Source organism: Nostoc sp. CALU 546, assembly GCF_048836525.1.
Genome location: NZ_JAWJTF010000157.1, coordinates 1 through 14,672, shown reverse-complemented (window position 1 = coordinate 14,672; position 14,672 = coordinate 1). Strand labels below are relative to the sequence as shown.

The window sequence follows — 14,672 nt, the reverse complement described above, 5'->3', positions numbered from 1 at the left end:
ATTTACGTTTTTTGTATGTTCTCGTCTTGTTATTATTTGTTTTTTGGTATTTCTGTTGTGTTAGTCAATATTTGGGTTTATCTTCTTTGGTTTAAGATTAGTCGAAAACGAAAGGGTAGGCGATTAATTTATCGTAACCTTTTCTGTCTTAAACAAATGTTAGCTTTTCTACGTCAAGTTGTTGAGCGCAAATATGGAAGTGTTAAAGGTATTTATATTCCATCGGGTTAGCAATCGTTAAAAGTTGCTTAACTATAAGTAAAAGTAATTTATCCCAGCCTACGGGTTAAGATAGTTTCGCAGAAAATGTATCTCAAGTTACAAAATATTGGCGATCGCTCTCTTGGAAAAAACTTTGCGATTTACTGAATCTCATCTTTGAATACAGCCTTGTTACCGCTGGTGATATCAGTCACTTGCTTGTCAACGCTTTCTGAAACAATGCTAGCATCGTAATCTTGATCGGAGATAGCATGGTTTTTAGCAACGACCTTACCTGCATATCCCATCGCATCCATGAATTTTGATTTAGTGGTTAGTAAGGTATAGTCAAAGTCCACCTGGTAAGGGGATTTTTCATGGAGCATAAAGGGGATAACACTGACCGTAGTGTAGCCAACCAAGGGATCAGTATTAGAGAGCATCGCTTTGGTGGCGATTGTTACTCTCGCTCCTTGATGATTTCCATAGACTGAACTTGGTAGTCAACCTGGAACTGCGATCGCTACGGCGCTAGAAGCTTCCTGCTTCATCTCCAAAATCCGGTCATCATCGGTTGCTGAAGTTGGGCCCTCAATCAGCAAGTAATACCGATACTTACCAAGACTACCAGTACCGGAACCTAATTTGAGACGAATATCTTTTAGGGTGTAGTAACTATTGCTGTAACGCTTACTGCTAGGAACTGAAGTAATGTAGCTGCTCATCGCCCCAGTAATATCTGAGTAGGTACTGCTGGATACAGGCTGGAGTTCAGAGGTTGTCTGAAAAACTCGATTGCTACTACTATTTAGCAGCGTGTACTTATTTAGCAAACTAGAGCGGCTCTTGGCTGCTGCCTGTTGAATTAAATCCTTGACCACACCGTTGGTATTGCTCTGTGACAAACGGTATGAAAGCTCTTCGTTAGTCCCCTTAAAGTCGCTCATCTTGTTGAGGTAAGCATCCAGGAAATTTCGGACAATATCTTGAGCATCACTAGAGCTTAGGCCGTTCTCTTTGGCTGCTAGGAGAATCGAGACTGCCATACGTCGCAAATCCCAAATGTAGGGGCCAAGATAACCTTCATCAAAGTCAGTGGTGTCAAAGACGTTATTATCGTTGCTATCCCTCATTCCCCCAAGATTTTGCAGATGCATATCTCCTTCTAACCAAATGGCATCAGTAGAGGAATTGACAAATCCTGAACCCGGTAATGTCTGCATATCGCGGTAGAAGATGTGAGCCGTTCCTCGATAAAAGGCGAAGGGGCTAGCTGTCATCTTTTGCATCTTCGTTGCCAGTTCTTGCGGTAATTGAGAAGCAAAGGGATGGTTGTATTGGTAAATTTCATTTTCCACCCAAGTTGAACGGGGAGTTGCAGCAACAGATGTAGATGCAAACCCCAAAGTTAAAATGAGTATGGCCGCGATTGCAGATATGTTTTTGAGCATGAAAGTCTCTTAGATGGTAAAGAAATTAACTCTTGCTGGACTCTTGTGTAGACACAACCATCCAACAACAATTCTTTTACCACCTTGAGTCATAACTTATAAAGTGATTTAAAGCACAATGTAACAACTATTCATAGCTAGTAAAAAGATTGCTGTCAAGAATTTTACGCTGCCCCCAATCAAGCGAACGCGCAGAGCGCGTCTCGTAGAGAGGAAAATAGAGCGTAGGCGAAGCCCGCCGTAGGCATCGCCCTACCCATTTAGCGCTACGGCTACACTACTGAAAAGCTTGATATAATTTAATGGTTAAAGTCCTAATAATAGGGTACTTTATCTGCTTTCAAACACCCCGATTACTTAGATATTTGGGGGGTATCCACTTTTTGAAGAAACATAATTATTTGGTGCCAAAAACCCTACGGGAGCAATGCGGTTTTGTCAGATCCGGTAAAAAACAAGCGATCGCAAAAATTGAATCTAAGTAAGAAGTAACTTTATTTACTAATAACATGCTGATAGCCACGAGAATTCATCTTGATGAGATATCTCAAAAAGCTCCATCCCCGATTAATAAGACTTGTTTTGCTTGACTAATTCCCAAGTCAACTAAATACGCTTCTAAAATCTCCAAAAGCGCTTTATATTCTTCATAAGTGCCATCATTCGTAATAGGAATTTCAGAACTATTTATTTTTTTACCTTGCTCATCAACAACATAAATTGTAAATAACTTTGGCTCAACCCATTTGCCGATAAACCCGTGTCGCTTGGTTTTGGAACTTTTTCTCCCCTTTTTATTAATTCGGATTCTACTCCGACCACCATAAGAAGGCGATGACAAATCTTTGTCCTTTAAGAATATTACCTTCAGCTAAATTCCCTAATTGGCGATTTAAGATTTTAGATTGATGTAAGTTGATACCAATTTGACCAAATTTATATGTGTTTTACGTTCAATTCGTTTTAAACTAAGGTTAATTCCCCAACCCGTCAAAGTTGTACAGGCGGCTTCAAATGAGCTAGTGATTGCGCCGTATTGGGCAACTGTTGACCATACTAATGGGGTTAAGCCGGATGACACAGTAGCGATTTCAGAGCCTAGAGTTCGTGACTATGTTCCATTCCTTGACAATCCTCCAGTACAATCGGTGGGCAATTCCGGCTGGCAGGTTTCTGATGTCTGGCGGGATCTGCGCGTGGATAGCTTCTCGAATTAACCCGGAACTAAGGCAACCGCCTGAGCAACTTTTGTAAACTATCTTTGCACCAAGTCAAAGTTATAGTTGCATTGTGCCTATAATAAGTTACGGCTAACTATAACTGAAAGTTAGCACTTCAAACCTGTATATTGCTTGACTTACGCATTATAAGCGATACCAGGGATAACCAAAATTCATCGGCAGCGCAATAGTTTCTATTCTCGTTGCCAATATGCTCAGTCAGCGATCGCATATTGGTGAAAGTGTTGTGTCTGGGGGGAAGTGGTATTAATCGTAGTTTTTGGCGGATAAAAGATAAGGGTATGTTATTTTGTGTTGTAGCCTTGTACTACAACGTAATCTAAAGCATAATGTGAGCAAGGTCTAGATTTAAAAGATTTATGTGCTGGAGTCGATAGTCAGTACCAAGTTGAAATCTATGTTTAAATGTTTTACTGGCGAATTGCCAGTAGCATAAGATGAGCAAGTTGCTCACTTTATGCTTACAGTGACAGCAGTATTAAGGTTAGTGTGGCTTTGGTGTAAAACTATGGCTCGTGATTTATTCCACAATATAGTGAGGTCTGCATTAGAAAAAGACGGTTGGGTAATTACAGATGATCCGCTCAATATTAGGTGTGGCGGGGTTGATGTTCAAATTGATTTAGGTGCAGAGCGACTTCTAGCTGCCGAAAAAGCAGGAGAAAAAATAGCAGTTGAAATCAAAAATTTTGTGAGTGCCTCAAAAATTTCTGAATTTCACATGGCACTAGGACAATTTATTAATTATCGAACAGCGTTGCGTGTTGAAGAGCCAAATAGAAACTTATATTTAGCTGTACCATTGGTAACTTATAACGACTTCTTTAACTTGTCTTTTATCCAAACTGTAGTCAATGAAAATAAATTGAAGTTAATTATTTACAATGTGGAAACGGAGGCAATAGAACAATGGACAAATTAAATGAATATCGGACAAAAGTTAGGCAACTCTTAACTAAACATCTCCAGTACAAGCCTAGTTACGGAGATGTAGAAGTAGAACAAATTTTTGATGAAGAACATGACCATTATCAAATTATTAGCGTTGGATGGAATAATCAGCATCGGATTTACGGGCCAATAATGCACTTAGATATCAAGAATAATAAAATTTGGATTCAACAAAATACAACGGAAGCGGATATTGCTTTAGAATTAATAGAAATGGGTATAGATAAACAAGATATTGTCATCGGTTTTCATACTCCTAAAATGCGTCAACTGTCAGGATTTGCTGTGGAGTAAAAGCGAAAATAATCTCATGCAAATATTTTTTTTAATAATAAAAATTATCTGATTTAGAATGAATTACAGTGCAGATTTTTTACCACCTATTAAATTAATTTCGATTGAGGATGCCGCACTCACTAGAGAGACAGGAAGTAGTAAAAGACTCACAAAAACAACTCCACCAACCGATATCCGATGGGTAAAGGTGCTAGAGTTTTTACGCAGCAACAACCTTGCACTCAATAGCCGCAAGCTTTATGAGCGCGAACTCAAACGATTTTTGGCTTGGAGTGAGCTACATTATCATGAACTGCGTCCACGTCACCTTGCGCTATATAAAGAATATCTCCGTGATGAAATACGGACTGATGCAGGTAAACCGCTTTCAAAAAGCAGCATCAATGCGGGAATTGCGGCACTCAAAAGCTTTTTCAAATGGATGTGTTACACGTATCCTGAAATTATTGCTACTAATCCTACACTGGGGATAAAACTGGAAAAAGTGCCGTTGCCACCAGCCCAGAGTTTAACCCCTGAAGAAATGGAGCGGGTGTGGTCAGCATTAGAATTATTGGGAGAAACAAAGCAACGGGATACAGCACTCGTTCACATTCTCAGTCATGGACTCCGGGCTGGGGAAGTTGTGCAACTAAATGTTGGCTCATTTGATGGCAAGCTGCTGTTTTTACCAGACACCAAAACCAATGAACCACGCTTAGTTCCACTGCGAAAAGAGAGCCGGGAAGTTTTAGCAGAGTATTTGCAATTGCGCCAACAGCAAGGAGAGGTGTTGACCAGCGACTCCCCACTGATGATTTCACACCATGCTTCATACAAAGGTGAACGCTTGAGTTATCACGGGATTTACTTCGCTGTAGAAAAAATTGGTGAAATAGCTCACATTGAGGATTTACATCCTCACTCCTTTCGCCACACCTATGCCACTGACTTATTGCTATTGGGAGTTGACCCCAGCCATGCACGAAAACTAACAGGACATCAAAGCGAGAAAGCGTTTCGGCGCTATACGCTTCGCAGCGAGCAAGAAGCAGCGATCGCTGCTTACTATCGTGCAATCGGTGAAGAAGCGGAGTAAGGTATGCCGAAACCGTTAGACCCCAAGTGTCAGCTATGTTCCAAATTACCAACAACCCAAGCCAAAGTTTTACATGGAACAGCAGGGGATGGATGTTGGAATCCCAAAGTCTGCCACAATCGCCGTTCATTTTACCGCCACCGCTCCTTTCATAATTCAGCAGAAATTGATGCAATCGCAGTCGAACCACCAGCAACATATTTTGCTGTGTTGTATCTATATAAAGAACCTGGGGATAAACCATTGCACGCCTTGGGCGCAGAACTCTGGCTGGGACAACAGCCAATCTGCCGCTTAGAACCAATTCACTGCTTTGGATTAACGGCTGGCAAGATCCGCGCCTATACAGATCAGGTGTTGCAGGCTTTTGCATCTCAATACAGTGTTTCACTATATCAATATAAGGATATGTTTGAGATTACCTCAAGCTACTGCCCAGTGCGCCCTTGCCCCTTGCATCCACAATCTTAGAGATGACCACATATCGTCAATTAACAATTTGGGATGTATTAGATGAGTTGTCAGAATCTCCACCAACTTCTTCCCTTGATGCTATGTGGGATTGTTTGGATGCCGAGCTAGAGAATTTACCTTTGGAGACACAGTTATTAACCGCAGCACTTGCTTTCAATCAAATTGCGGATATTCTCAAGTATCGTGCCGAAGTGCTGTTGCAAGATACCCGTGATCGCAATAGTCTTTTGGGGCCTGTTGTTAGCACCGATCTCTTTGCTGGTCTAGTGCGGACAACAATGCACCTAGATTTAGATGATTTAATTGAACCGCAAACACCACAAACCTTTAGACCACATGGCCCACACCAATTTTCATATCCTAACCAGGAGGGCGATTCTGTAGTAGCACCTGTTGAAAAAGCGAATGTTTTGGCAATGCTCGATGAGGTAACAACTTTAGAAGATGTTCGCAATTTGGCATCAGATGAAGATGTCCAAAAATGGCAGAGTGCGATCGCTAACTACCTGATAAATGTCAAAGATGAGATTTCTTTAGTTAAACTGCAACGTGTGTTGCAAATGCCGATGGTGGAGGTGTGGTTGGGATTATTGCTGGGTGGGTTTACATTAGAACAGCGTGGTGATTTTTATCACAATCAAAATGTCTGGGTGAAAAGCTCTCTAACTTCGGCCATCTTCAATGGCATTGTACAGCATTCAACTGAGTTCAGTTAAGGCTCTACAACTGGCTAGAAATCAACACAATTAAATAGAACTTTGAAAGATGAAAGATGTGCAGTATCTTCGAGACTATTAAAATTTAATAATAAGGGACTTCCAGTTAAAAAAATATCCCGTCGTAGGGTCGCAAGGCCTTACGCCCCTACAAATCTATAAATAATTTGGGATAATTTATTTTGTGCAAGTCCCTAATAGGATTGGTAAACTTAGAATTTTAGGGAAAAACGAAAGTTGCCGATTTCCCTAAATAAAAACTTTTTCATGAGGGAAAGGAAAGATTGATGCAAGCTCCAGTAGATTTTGCCGAGATCACAGCAGAAACTCCGACGCTCTTGGGCGTAACTGCCGAATACCAAGCTATCCAGGCACAGTTTAACCAGGCTCAAACCTCACAGCAACGAAAGGCTGCCTTTCAAGAGTGGGATGCCTTACGATGCAGACTCAGTACATGGAAGGAACTCACGCAACTCCACTTTCACCAAGACACGCAAAATCCAGAATACAAAATCGCCTTGGACTATTGCAGCGAACTTTCACCATCTCTGACTGCCTTTGAAGTAGACTTCAAACGGCAGCTGATTCATAGCCCCAATCGCGTCGAGTTAGAACAAAGCTTGGGACGGCAAGCCTTTTTGCTGTGGGAAGCAGATATCACAACTTTTGAAGAAGCGATCGCAGCAGATTTAGTTGAAGAATCCAAACTCATCAATGAGTACACCAAACTGATCGCCTCGGCAAAGCTAGAGTTCGGGGGTGAGCAATTAAATTTATCAGGTTTGCAACCATATCTGCAAAGTAAAGAGCGAGACATTCGCCAGCAGGCAGAACAGTGTCGCTGGCAGTTTTTTGAGCAGAATCAAGACCACTTCGATCAATTGTTTGATCGATTGGTGAAACTGCGCGATCGCATGGCAAAAAAATTGGGCGATGAAAACTACATTGCGCTAGGATATCGCCGAATGCGACGGGTGGATTACAATCAAACCGATGTTGAACGCTATCGAGATCAAGTAGTTCAAGAGGTCGTTCCCCTAGCGATGGAGCTAATTGGGCAACAGGCAAAACGGCTCAATCTAGACACCCTATATTTCTGGGATGAGTCCGTCTTTGATGCAGAAGGTAGTCCGGCTCCCATTGGCAATCATGACTGGATGCTGGAACGGGCACAAGAAATGTTTGATGTCTTGAATCCATCGCTGGCTAGCTTTTTTCAGATGATGGTTGGGCAGCATTTACTAGATTTGCAAAACCGTCCCGGAAAAGCAGGAGGCGGATTTTGCACAAGCTTCCCAACCTATGATGTTCCATACGTGTTCGCAAATTTCAATGGCACAAAAAACGATGTGCAGGTGTTTGTTCACGAAATCGGTCATGCCTTCCAAATGTGGCGAAGTCGCCATTTGCCAGTTTTTGATTACCTGTGGCCTACCCTAGAATCGTGTGAAATTCACTCCATGAGCTTAGAGTTTCTCACCTATTCGCAGATGGAAAAGTTTTTCGGAGATCAAGCCGATCGATTTCGGAGGCAGCATCTAGCCTGGTCGATTCTATTTCAGCCTTATGGTGTGGCAGTGGATCATTTTCAGCATTTGGTATATGCGAACCCAGAGGCAACCCCGCAAGAACGACATCAAATGTGGCAACAAATGGAAGCTCGTTATCTGCCTTGGCGTAAATATGGAGATTTAAACTACCTCAACAAAGGCGGACTCTGGCAAGAAAAACAACACATTTACTGTTCGCCCTTTTATTATATTGATTACACCTTAGCGGGGTGTTGCGCCTTGCAGTTTTGGGTCAAAGCAGAAGAAAATTATTCGCAAGCGTTGGCAGAGTATATTGCATTATGCGATCGCGGTGGTTCTGCATCCTTTCGAGAATTAGTGCGCTCGGCAAATCTCATTTCTCCCTTTGAAGCTGGTGCGCTTACTCAGGTTGTTGATAAAGTGCGTCAGAGTTTGAATACTGGCTGATGAGAAGGCGTAGATGCTAAATTCACTGAACATTAGTATGTAATTAGCAACTGCATTTAATAATAGTCTAGCTGCCATAATTACTGTTAAATATTGGGGGTGATTTATGGCAAAAGTAACTTCTTTGAAGATCCAAAAGCTGATGGCAGCAGGAAAACCCAAACAAAGACTGCAAATAAGTTTGAGCTAACAACACGTTGCTTTATTCTTACCCAATCAGCAGCAAAATATATTCAAAGTGCCAAATGAGAAAGATCAGACTTAATATATTAAAATTTTCTACCCCAGACTTTAGGCAATTTTGACCCCAAACATTACTGTACATTTAGGGTTTACTAGCAAAAATTTACACTTATTTATTTGAAGCCAGGTCGATGTTAAGTTTATTGACTTGCTTGTTCATTACTCAAGCATTTTGATAAAAAATAATATAAAGCGGGATTTTTGAGATTTTTATGTTTTTATTTCCTAATAATTACCACTAGCGATCGCTACATGAATAATGTTGTACCGAAAGCCTATAAACAAGTTACAAAAATTCATCCAAAAACAAAGTTATTTCCATATAGGGGTTTTCCTGGCAACTCTGTTGAGCATTATATTGTTCAGTTGGGTAGCACTCTCGCAGCAACCAGTTACCCTGAATCTGTTAATGACTGCCCCTGATGCCGAACCTTGGAGGCAGGGTTTAATTAGAGACTTCGAGGCTGAGAACCCAGGTATTCGCATTAACCTGGTTGAAGGGCCGAATGCCACAAATTTGCTCGAAGACCTATATACCTCATCTTTTATCTTGGGTGAATCCCCTTACGACCTAATTAATATGGATGTGATCTGGACATCCAAGTTTGCTGCTGCTGGATGGTTGCTACCTTTAGGCGATCGCATTTCTAAAGAGGACTTAGGAGCATTTTCATCCCAAGATGTAGAAGGGGGACGTTACCAAGATAAGCTGTACCGCATTCCAGTGCGTTCCGACGTGGGAATGCTCTACTACCGAGAAGATTTAATCAAACAAGCAGGATTGAAACCGCCAGAAACCTTTGATGATTTGATCCGAATTTCCCAAGTCTTGCAAAAGAAAAAGCAGGTGAATTGGGGCTATGTTTGGCAGGGTCGTCAATATGAAGGGCTTGTGGCGATGTTTGCAGAAGTTCTTGATGGCTTTGGTGGCTTCTGGGTTAATCCCGACACTCTCGAAGTTGGGTTAGATCGACCAGAAACATTACGAGCCATTGAGTTTCTGCGTAGTACCGTAAGAGTTGGCGTTTCTCCTCCTGGAGTCACGACTTACCAAGAAGAAGACACCCGGCGCTTGTTTCAAAGTGGTCAAGTAGCATTTTTACGCAGTTGGCCTTATGCGTGGCCTTTAGCCCAGGCAGAAAATTCGCCAATCCAGGGCAAAATAGCGATTAAACCAATGGTTCACGCTCCTGGTAAGACGGGAGCAGCTTGTTTAGGGGGCTGGGGTTTAGGGATTGCTAAATCTTCTCAACATCCTGAAGAAGCTTGGAAAGCAATTCAGTATTTTACCAGTCGAAAAGCACAGCGCCGATTTATTTTGACAGCAGGCTATGTGCCAAGTCGCCGGGATTTGTTTACAGATCCAGAGATTGTTGCTAAATACCCCCACTATCCGCAGTTATTGGAGGTCGTGGACAATGCAGTTTTACGTCCGCCGATCGCCCAATATGCTCAGACATCAGATATTTTACAGCGTTATCTCAGCGCCGCGCTATCCGGTCGGATGAATTCTGAACGAGCAATGCAAGCTGCTGCTGCGGAAACACGCCGACTGCTGGGAGCAGGGGGAGAACAATTAAAAATTAAAAATTAAAAATTAAACAACTTGTGCTTTCTGCCTCCTCTTTGCCAATGCCCAATGCCTTATAAAAAATGACAAATTTACATACACTTAGAAGTCGAGAACAACAGACAGCATGGATTTTACTAACACCAGCATTGCTGCTGTTGTTGTTTGTATTTGCCTACCCGATTTTACGAGCATTTTGGTTAAGCGTATTTACGAGAAATCTGGGAACAGAGTTACAACCTGTATTCTCTGGTTTGGAAAATTATGTGCGGATGGCGGGGGATGGTCGTTTCTGGCAGAGTTTGTGGGCGACAACGGTGTTTACAACAGCATCAGTAATCTCAGAACTATTGCTAGGACTGGGAGTTGCGCTAGTTCTCAACCAAGCCTTTTTTGGGCGGGGCATAGTGCGTACAATCGCCATTATCCCTTGGGCTTTGCCTACTTCTCTGATTGGTCTGGCGTGGGCTTGGATTTTTAACGATCAGTTTGGGGTTGTGAACGATATTCTGCGGCGATTGGGGCTGATTGAGACTGGGATTAACTGGTTAGGAGATCCAACGCTGGCGATAATCGCAGTGGTTTTTGCAGATGTTTGGAAAACTACGCCGTTTATCAGCATCCTGTTGCTAGCTGGGTTGCAGTCGATATCACAAGACCTCTATGAGGCTTACTCAGTCGATGGGGCAACTGCTTGGCAAAGCTTCCGCAATATTACCCTGCCACTGCTGCTGCCACAAATCTTAATTGCAGTGCTATTTCGGTTTGCTCAAGCTTTCGGGATTTTCGACTTGATTGCTGTGATGACTGGGGGTGGCCCTGGTGGCGCTACGGAAGTGGTGTCATTGTATATTTATTCTACGGTGATGCGCTACTTGGATTTTGGTTATGGAGCAGCCCTGGTAGTGGTGACATTTTTAATATTGATTGTGGCTGTGGCGATCGCTAGTTTCTTGCTAAATACCGTGCCAAAACATCAGGAGCCATTTAACCCATGAGTGTAACTCCACAAGCAGTTCCAGCGACTCCAAAACGAAAAGGAGAAACCAAGTTTTCTTTTAAAAAAATCTTGCTGCCCATCATAGTTGTATTAATAGTGCTATTTAGCCTAGCGCCAGCCTTATGGCAATTGCTGACCTCGTTTAAAGTGAATGAGGATATTGCTGCCGTTCCTACTGTCTATTTCCCTACACGATTCACTTTCAATCACTACATTGAGTTATTTACTCGTCGCCCATTTTGGCGCTACATCTTCAACAGTGCCTTTGTATCGATTACTTCTACAGCTGTATCTTTATCGATCGGCGCACCTGCGGCTTATGCCCTCGCACGGTTACGCCCTTGGGGTGAAAGAGTTATCCTCGCCTGCGTTCTAATTGTTACCTTATTTCCTGGAATTCTCTTGTTTTTAGGACTGTTAGAAATTATCCAAGCGCTTAAACTCGGCAACAATTATCTGGCGCTAATTATACCTTATACTGCCATCAATTTGCCGCTAACAATTTTGGTGCTGAGAAGCTTTTTTCAACAATTACCAAAAGATTTGGAAGATTCTGCTAGGGTCGATGGCTACAACACCTTTCAACTACTATGGCAAATCGTGCTGCCCATGACCCTTCCGGCCTTAGTGACTACTGGAATCCTCACCTTTATTTTTGCTTGGAACGAGTTTATTTTCGCTCTCACGTTTATGACTCGTGAAGAATTGAAGACAATTCCCGTTGCTGCGGCTCAGTTGGGTGGTGCGACAGTATTTGAAATTCCCTATGGTGCGATCGCTGCTGCAACTGTTGTGGGCACATTACCCCTGATTTTACTAGTTTTGTTTTTCCAGCGCCGGATTGTCCAAGGTCTTACCGCTGGTGCTGTAAAAGGATAGAAATCAAAATGGCTAAACTCGAACTCACAAACTTGAATAAAACCTATAATCCTAAAGTCATCCCTGTCAAGGACGTTAGTTTTACTGTAGATAACCATGAGTTTCTCACTTTACTTGGCCCTTCTGGCTGTGGCAAATCTACCGTCCTACGCATGATTGCGGGTCTTGAAGAACCGACTCGCGGTCAGATTAAGATTGGGGAGGTGGATGTCACCTATAAACGAGCAGCCGATCGCAACATTGCAATGGTATTTCAAAGCTATGCACTCTATCCTCACATGACGGTGTACGAAAACCTTGCTTCTGGACTCAAGCTGAAAAAAGTACCACCTACAGACATTAAACAGCGAGTGGCAGAAGTGGCAGAAGTTTTAGGATTAGCAGAGTTAATGAACCGTAAGCCTGGACAAATGTCTGGAGGTCAACGCCAACGGGTGGCTGTTGGTCGTGCTTTAGTGCGTAATGCCGATGTATACCTGCTGGATGAACCCTTAAGTAACCTGGATGCACTACTGCGGGAACGAGTCCGAGCCGATATCAAGCAAATTTTTGCAGCCCAAAAAGTGCCAGTTGTCTACGTTACCCACGACCAAACAGAAGCGATGACGCTCTCCACTAAAGTTGCATTGCTCAACGATGGCTATGTCCAGCAACTTGATCCACCTGAGTGCATCTATAACCATCCAGCTAATCTATTTGTGGCTGGATTTGTTGGTAGTCCGCAAATGAATTTGCTGACTTTACCTTGTAAGGGACAATATGCGATCGTGGGTAACTTCCAAGTGCTTCTCCCAGATATACCAACAGTACCACCGCAGATTGTTCTGGGAATCCGTCCAGAAGATGTCCGCATTGCTCAACCAGGTGATACCCAAACTATCCAAGGGCGAGTGTTTTTAGTGGAAAACTTGGGGATGCACTATTTAGTCAGTGTCAGGATTGAGGATTCACAAACCGGAGCGATTACGGTACGTGCTTTGTTGCCAACAGACCAAAATTGGAGTGGCGAGGATATTACATTAGCATTGCCCCCTGAGGATATTCACTGGTTTGATGTTCAATCTGGCCATGCTCTTGTTAAAAGACAAATGTTAGATGTCAGGAGCTAGTACAGTACGGCGTAAATAAACCTGTAAATGATAGCTTTCGGTTAGGAATAAAAGTAGCTATGAACAAACTGCGCGATAATTACCGTTACACTTTCATTAACGATGTAATCTCCGAAATGAAAGGTTGGGGTTGTTTTCACGCAGAAACATTCTAGAAACTGAATAGAAGCTTGATTAATTGCCAATTATTTGGCTTTTGACTATAAGAAAGATTTGAAATTTTAAGAGACTCCAAAACTTATACCAATTTAATATGAAGCTGCATAGAAAATAGCTTCTAAAATGAAGTTATAAGAGGAGATAGACATTACCTGCTCAAATGTTAGTGTCAACAGAAAGGAGAAAAAAAGAACTGTCCAATATTGGCGGCTATAAAAGGACACTCCACATTCCCTACTCAGATTTCTTCTTGAAGCGATAAGCCATTCCAGTATGGCAACTCTTAGAGACTCTCAGCGATCGCTTACCGCTTTCATACTACAACGAGTTATTTATTGCAGTGTTGCATTGTTTATTTGTTGGATTAACCTATTGTTTACTAGCTGTATCGTCACTTCTGCTGCTGACAAACCAGGTTCTACTCTCTCTCAACAGCCGCTAGCAGTTTCGCCTGCAAGGATGACAGATACGGTGAAAGCAAAATCCCCAATTCTTGCAACTGCAAAATACTTGAAACCCTTGATTTATCGTTACAATAGTATTAGTAGTTAATAACCCCCAGAGGGTTACTCATCGTTAGAAGATTCCTTATCTTCTTCATCATCCTTGTCAAAATTTGTATTGCTGAGGGGGACTTATGGGTGAATCGAAACGCAGAAAGGCAATATTAGGCAATCACTATGGTTTGCCTAATATTTTCAATGAAGTCCAATCAATGTGGACGCAGATTAATTTCTCGATCAAACGAGTCAAAGATTCTGATAATGGATCTTTACTTGTTCAGTGTTCCAACAACGACCGAGGATTCCATCAAGACACTATTGCCCAAATTCAAAAAGAAATAGAAAATTGGAAATGTGATTTGGATATTCCTATCTTGATCCAAGTTCTCCCAAGGGGAGTTCAAAATTCAGAAACTAAACTTTTTGATGGGTTCGTTACCCTTTGGTGCAATTGTCCTGAATTTGAATTGTGGCGAGAAATATTTGAAAGTGAACTCGTTAAGTAAACTTTGTTGCATTAAATTATTGTTTCCTCGCTGCACCATCATTTCTGTTGCCTCCACTCGATTTTGTACTCCCGTTCCACAGTTGCCAGCAATTTTGCCTGCAACGAAGATAAATAAGGTTTAGCTTGTTTCCCCAACCCCTGCAACAGCCAATCCACAGCCTCGTCACGGGTCGCCACTTGATGCAACTGCCGTAACCTCACACATAGCTGCTGCATAAAAAAGCAATCTTCATCAAGCAATTCCAGTAACTTCACGTGTTCGATTTTTACGGTATAGTCGCCGTCCCATGTCTGGTTGAGTCGATGGGGGATA

Annotated in this window: 13 protein-coding genes and 5 pseudogenes; 15 read left to right on the top strand and 3 right to left on the bottom strand. The window is 42.3% G+C overall.

The features are described from left to right. A pseudogene (locus tag RRG12_RS39925) lies at nucleotides 1-231 on the top strand (hypothetical protein); the annotation flags it as partial. Between the two features lie 131 nt (nucleotides 232-362). Here RRG12_RS39925 and RRG12_RS39920 read toward each other — a convergent pair. Both RRG12_RS39920 and RRG12_RS39915 read right to left on the bottom strand, forming a co-directional pair. After that, nucleotides 363-1,652, bottom strand: a pseudogene (locus RRG12_RS39920) (DUF2252 domain-containing protein). 553 nt (nucleotides 1,653-2,205) lie between these two features. Beyond that, a pseudogene (locus tag RRG12_RS39915) lies at nucleotides 2,206-2,733 on the bottom strand (ISLre2 family transposase); the annotation flags it as partial. On the opposite strand from RRG12_RS39915, the gene RRG12_RS39910 reads away from it, so the two are divergent. From RRG12_RS39910 to RRG12_RS39845, 14 genes and pseudogenes are all read left to right on the top strand, one after another. After that, nucleotides 2,675-2,869: a hypothetical protein gene (locus tag RRG12_RS39910; protein WP_420763012.1), complete on the top strand. Its 195-nt coding sequence runs from the start codon at nucleotides 2,675-2,677 to the stop codon at nucleotides 2,867-2,869. The pseudogene RRG12_RS39915 and the gene RRG12_RS39910 sit on opposite strands and share 59 nt — an antisense overlap. Before the next feature lie 532 nt (nucleotides 2,870-3,401). Next, nucleotides 3,402-3,815, top strand: a complete 414-nt coding sequence (locus tag RRG12_RS39905) for an element excision factor XisH family protein (RefSeq protein ID WP_420763011.1) — start codon at nucleotides 3,402-3,404, stop codon at nucleotides 3,813-3,815. Next, entirely contained in the window at nucleotides 3,803-4,138 is a 336-nt protein-coding gene (locus RRG12_RS39900; protein ID WP_420763010.1) for a XisI protein, read from the top strand. Before RRG12_RS39905 ends, RRG12_RS39900 begins: the two co-directional genes overlap by 13 nt. Nucleotides 4,139-4,196: 58 nt before the next feature. After that, on the top strand, nucleotides 4,197-5,219 hold the full coding sequence (locus tag RRG12_RS39895; RefSeq protein ID WP_420763009.1) for a tyrosine-type recombinase/integrase: 1,023 nt from the start codon (nucleotides 4,197-4,199) through the stop codon (nucleotides 5,217-5,219). 3 nt (nucleotides 5,220-5,222) lie between these two features. Beyond that, on the top strand, nucleotides 5,223-5,690 hold the full coding sequence (locus tag RRG12_RS39890; RefSeq protein ID WP_420763008.1) for a hypothetical protein: 468 nt from the start codon (nucleotides 5,223-5,225) through the stop codon (nucleotides 5,688-5,690). A gap of 2 nt (nucleotides 5,691-5,692) precedes the next feature. Next, nucleotides 5,693-6,409, top strand: a complete 717-nt coding sequence (locus tag RRG12_RS39885; RefSeq protein WP_420763007.1) for a hypothetical protein — start codon at nucleotides 5,693-5,695, stop codon at nucleotides 6,407-6,409. Between the two features lie 287 nt (nucleotides 6,410-6,696). Then, nucleotides 6,697-8,388, top strand: a complete 1,692-nt coding sequence (locus RRG12_RS39880; protein WP_420763006.1) for a M3 family oligoendopeptidase — start codon at nucleotides 6,697-6,699, stop codon at nucleotides 8,386-8,388. 502 nt (nucleotides 8,389-8,890) lie between these two features. Continuing rightward, nucleotides 8,891-10,225, top strand: a complete 1,335-nt coding sequence (locus tag RRG12_RS39875; RefSeq protein WP_420763005.1) for an ABC transporter substrate-binding protein — start codon at nucleotides 8,891-8,893, stop codon at nucleotides 10,223-10,225. A 59-nt stretch (nucleotides 10,226-10,284) separates the two neighbouring features. Continuing rightward, a complete protein-coding gene (locus tag RRG12_RS39870) occupies nucleotides 10,285-11,199 on the top strand; it encodes a carbohydrate ABC transporter permease (RefSeq protein ID WP_420763004.1) in 915 nt (304 codons plus the stop codon). Continuing rightward, a complete protein-coding gene (locus RRG12_RS39865; protein ID WP_420763003.1) occupies nucleotides 11,196-12,080 on the top strand; it encodes a carbohydrate ABC transporter permease in 885 nt (294 codons plus the stop codon). The genes RRG12_RS39870 and RRG12_RS39865 overlap by 4 nt, the downstream gene beginning before the upstream one ends. Before the next feature lie 8 nt (nucleotides 12,081-12,088). Further along, a complete protein-coding gene (locus RRG12_RS39860) occupies nucleotides 12,089-13,189 on the top strand; it encodes an ABC transporter ATP-binding protein (RefSeq protein ID WP_420763002.1) in 1,101 nt (366 codons plus the stop codon). A 29-nt stretch (nucleotides 13,190-13,218) separates the two neighbouring features. After that, nucleotides 13,219-13,344, top strand: a pseudogene (locus tag RRG12_RS39855) (DUF1186 domain-containing protein); the annotation flags it as partial. Between the two features lie 277 nt (nucleotides 13,345-13,621). Beyond that, entirely contained in the window at nucleotides 13,622-13,900 is a 279-nt protein-coding gene (locus RRG12_RS39850) for a hypothetical protein (RefSeq protein ID WP_190937688.1), read from the top strand. 85 nt (nucleotides 13,901-13,985) lie between these two features. Beyond that, complete coding sequence (locus RRG12_RS39845) at nucleotides 13,986-14,357, top strand: hypothetical protein (protein ID WP_190937689.1); 372 nt, start codon at nucleotides 13,986-13,988, stop codon at nucleotides 14,355-14,357. Between the two features lie 38 nt (nucleotides 14,358-14,395). On the opposite strand, the pseudogene RRG12_RS39840 reads toward RRG12_RS39845, so the two are convergent. Continuing rightward, a pseudogene (locus tag RRG12_RS39840) lies at nucleotides 14,396-14,672 on the bottom strand (hypothetical protein); the annotation flags it as partial.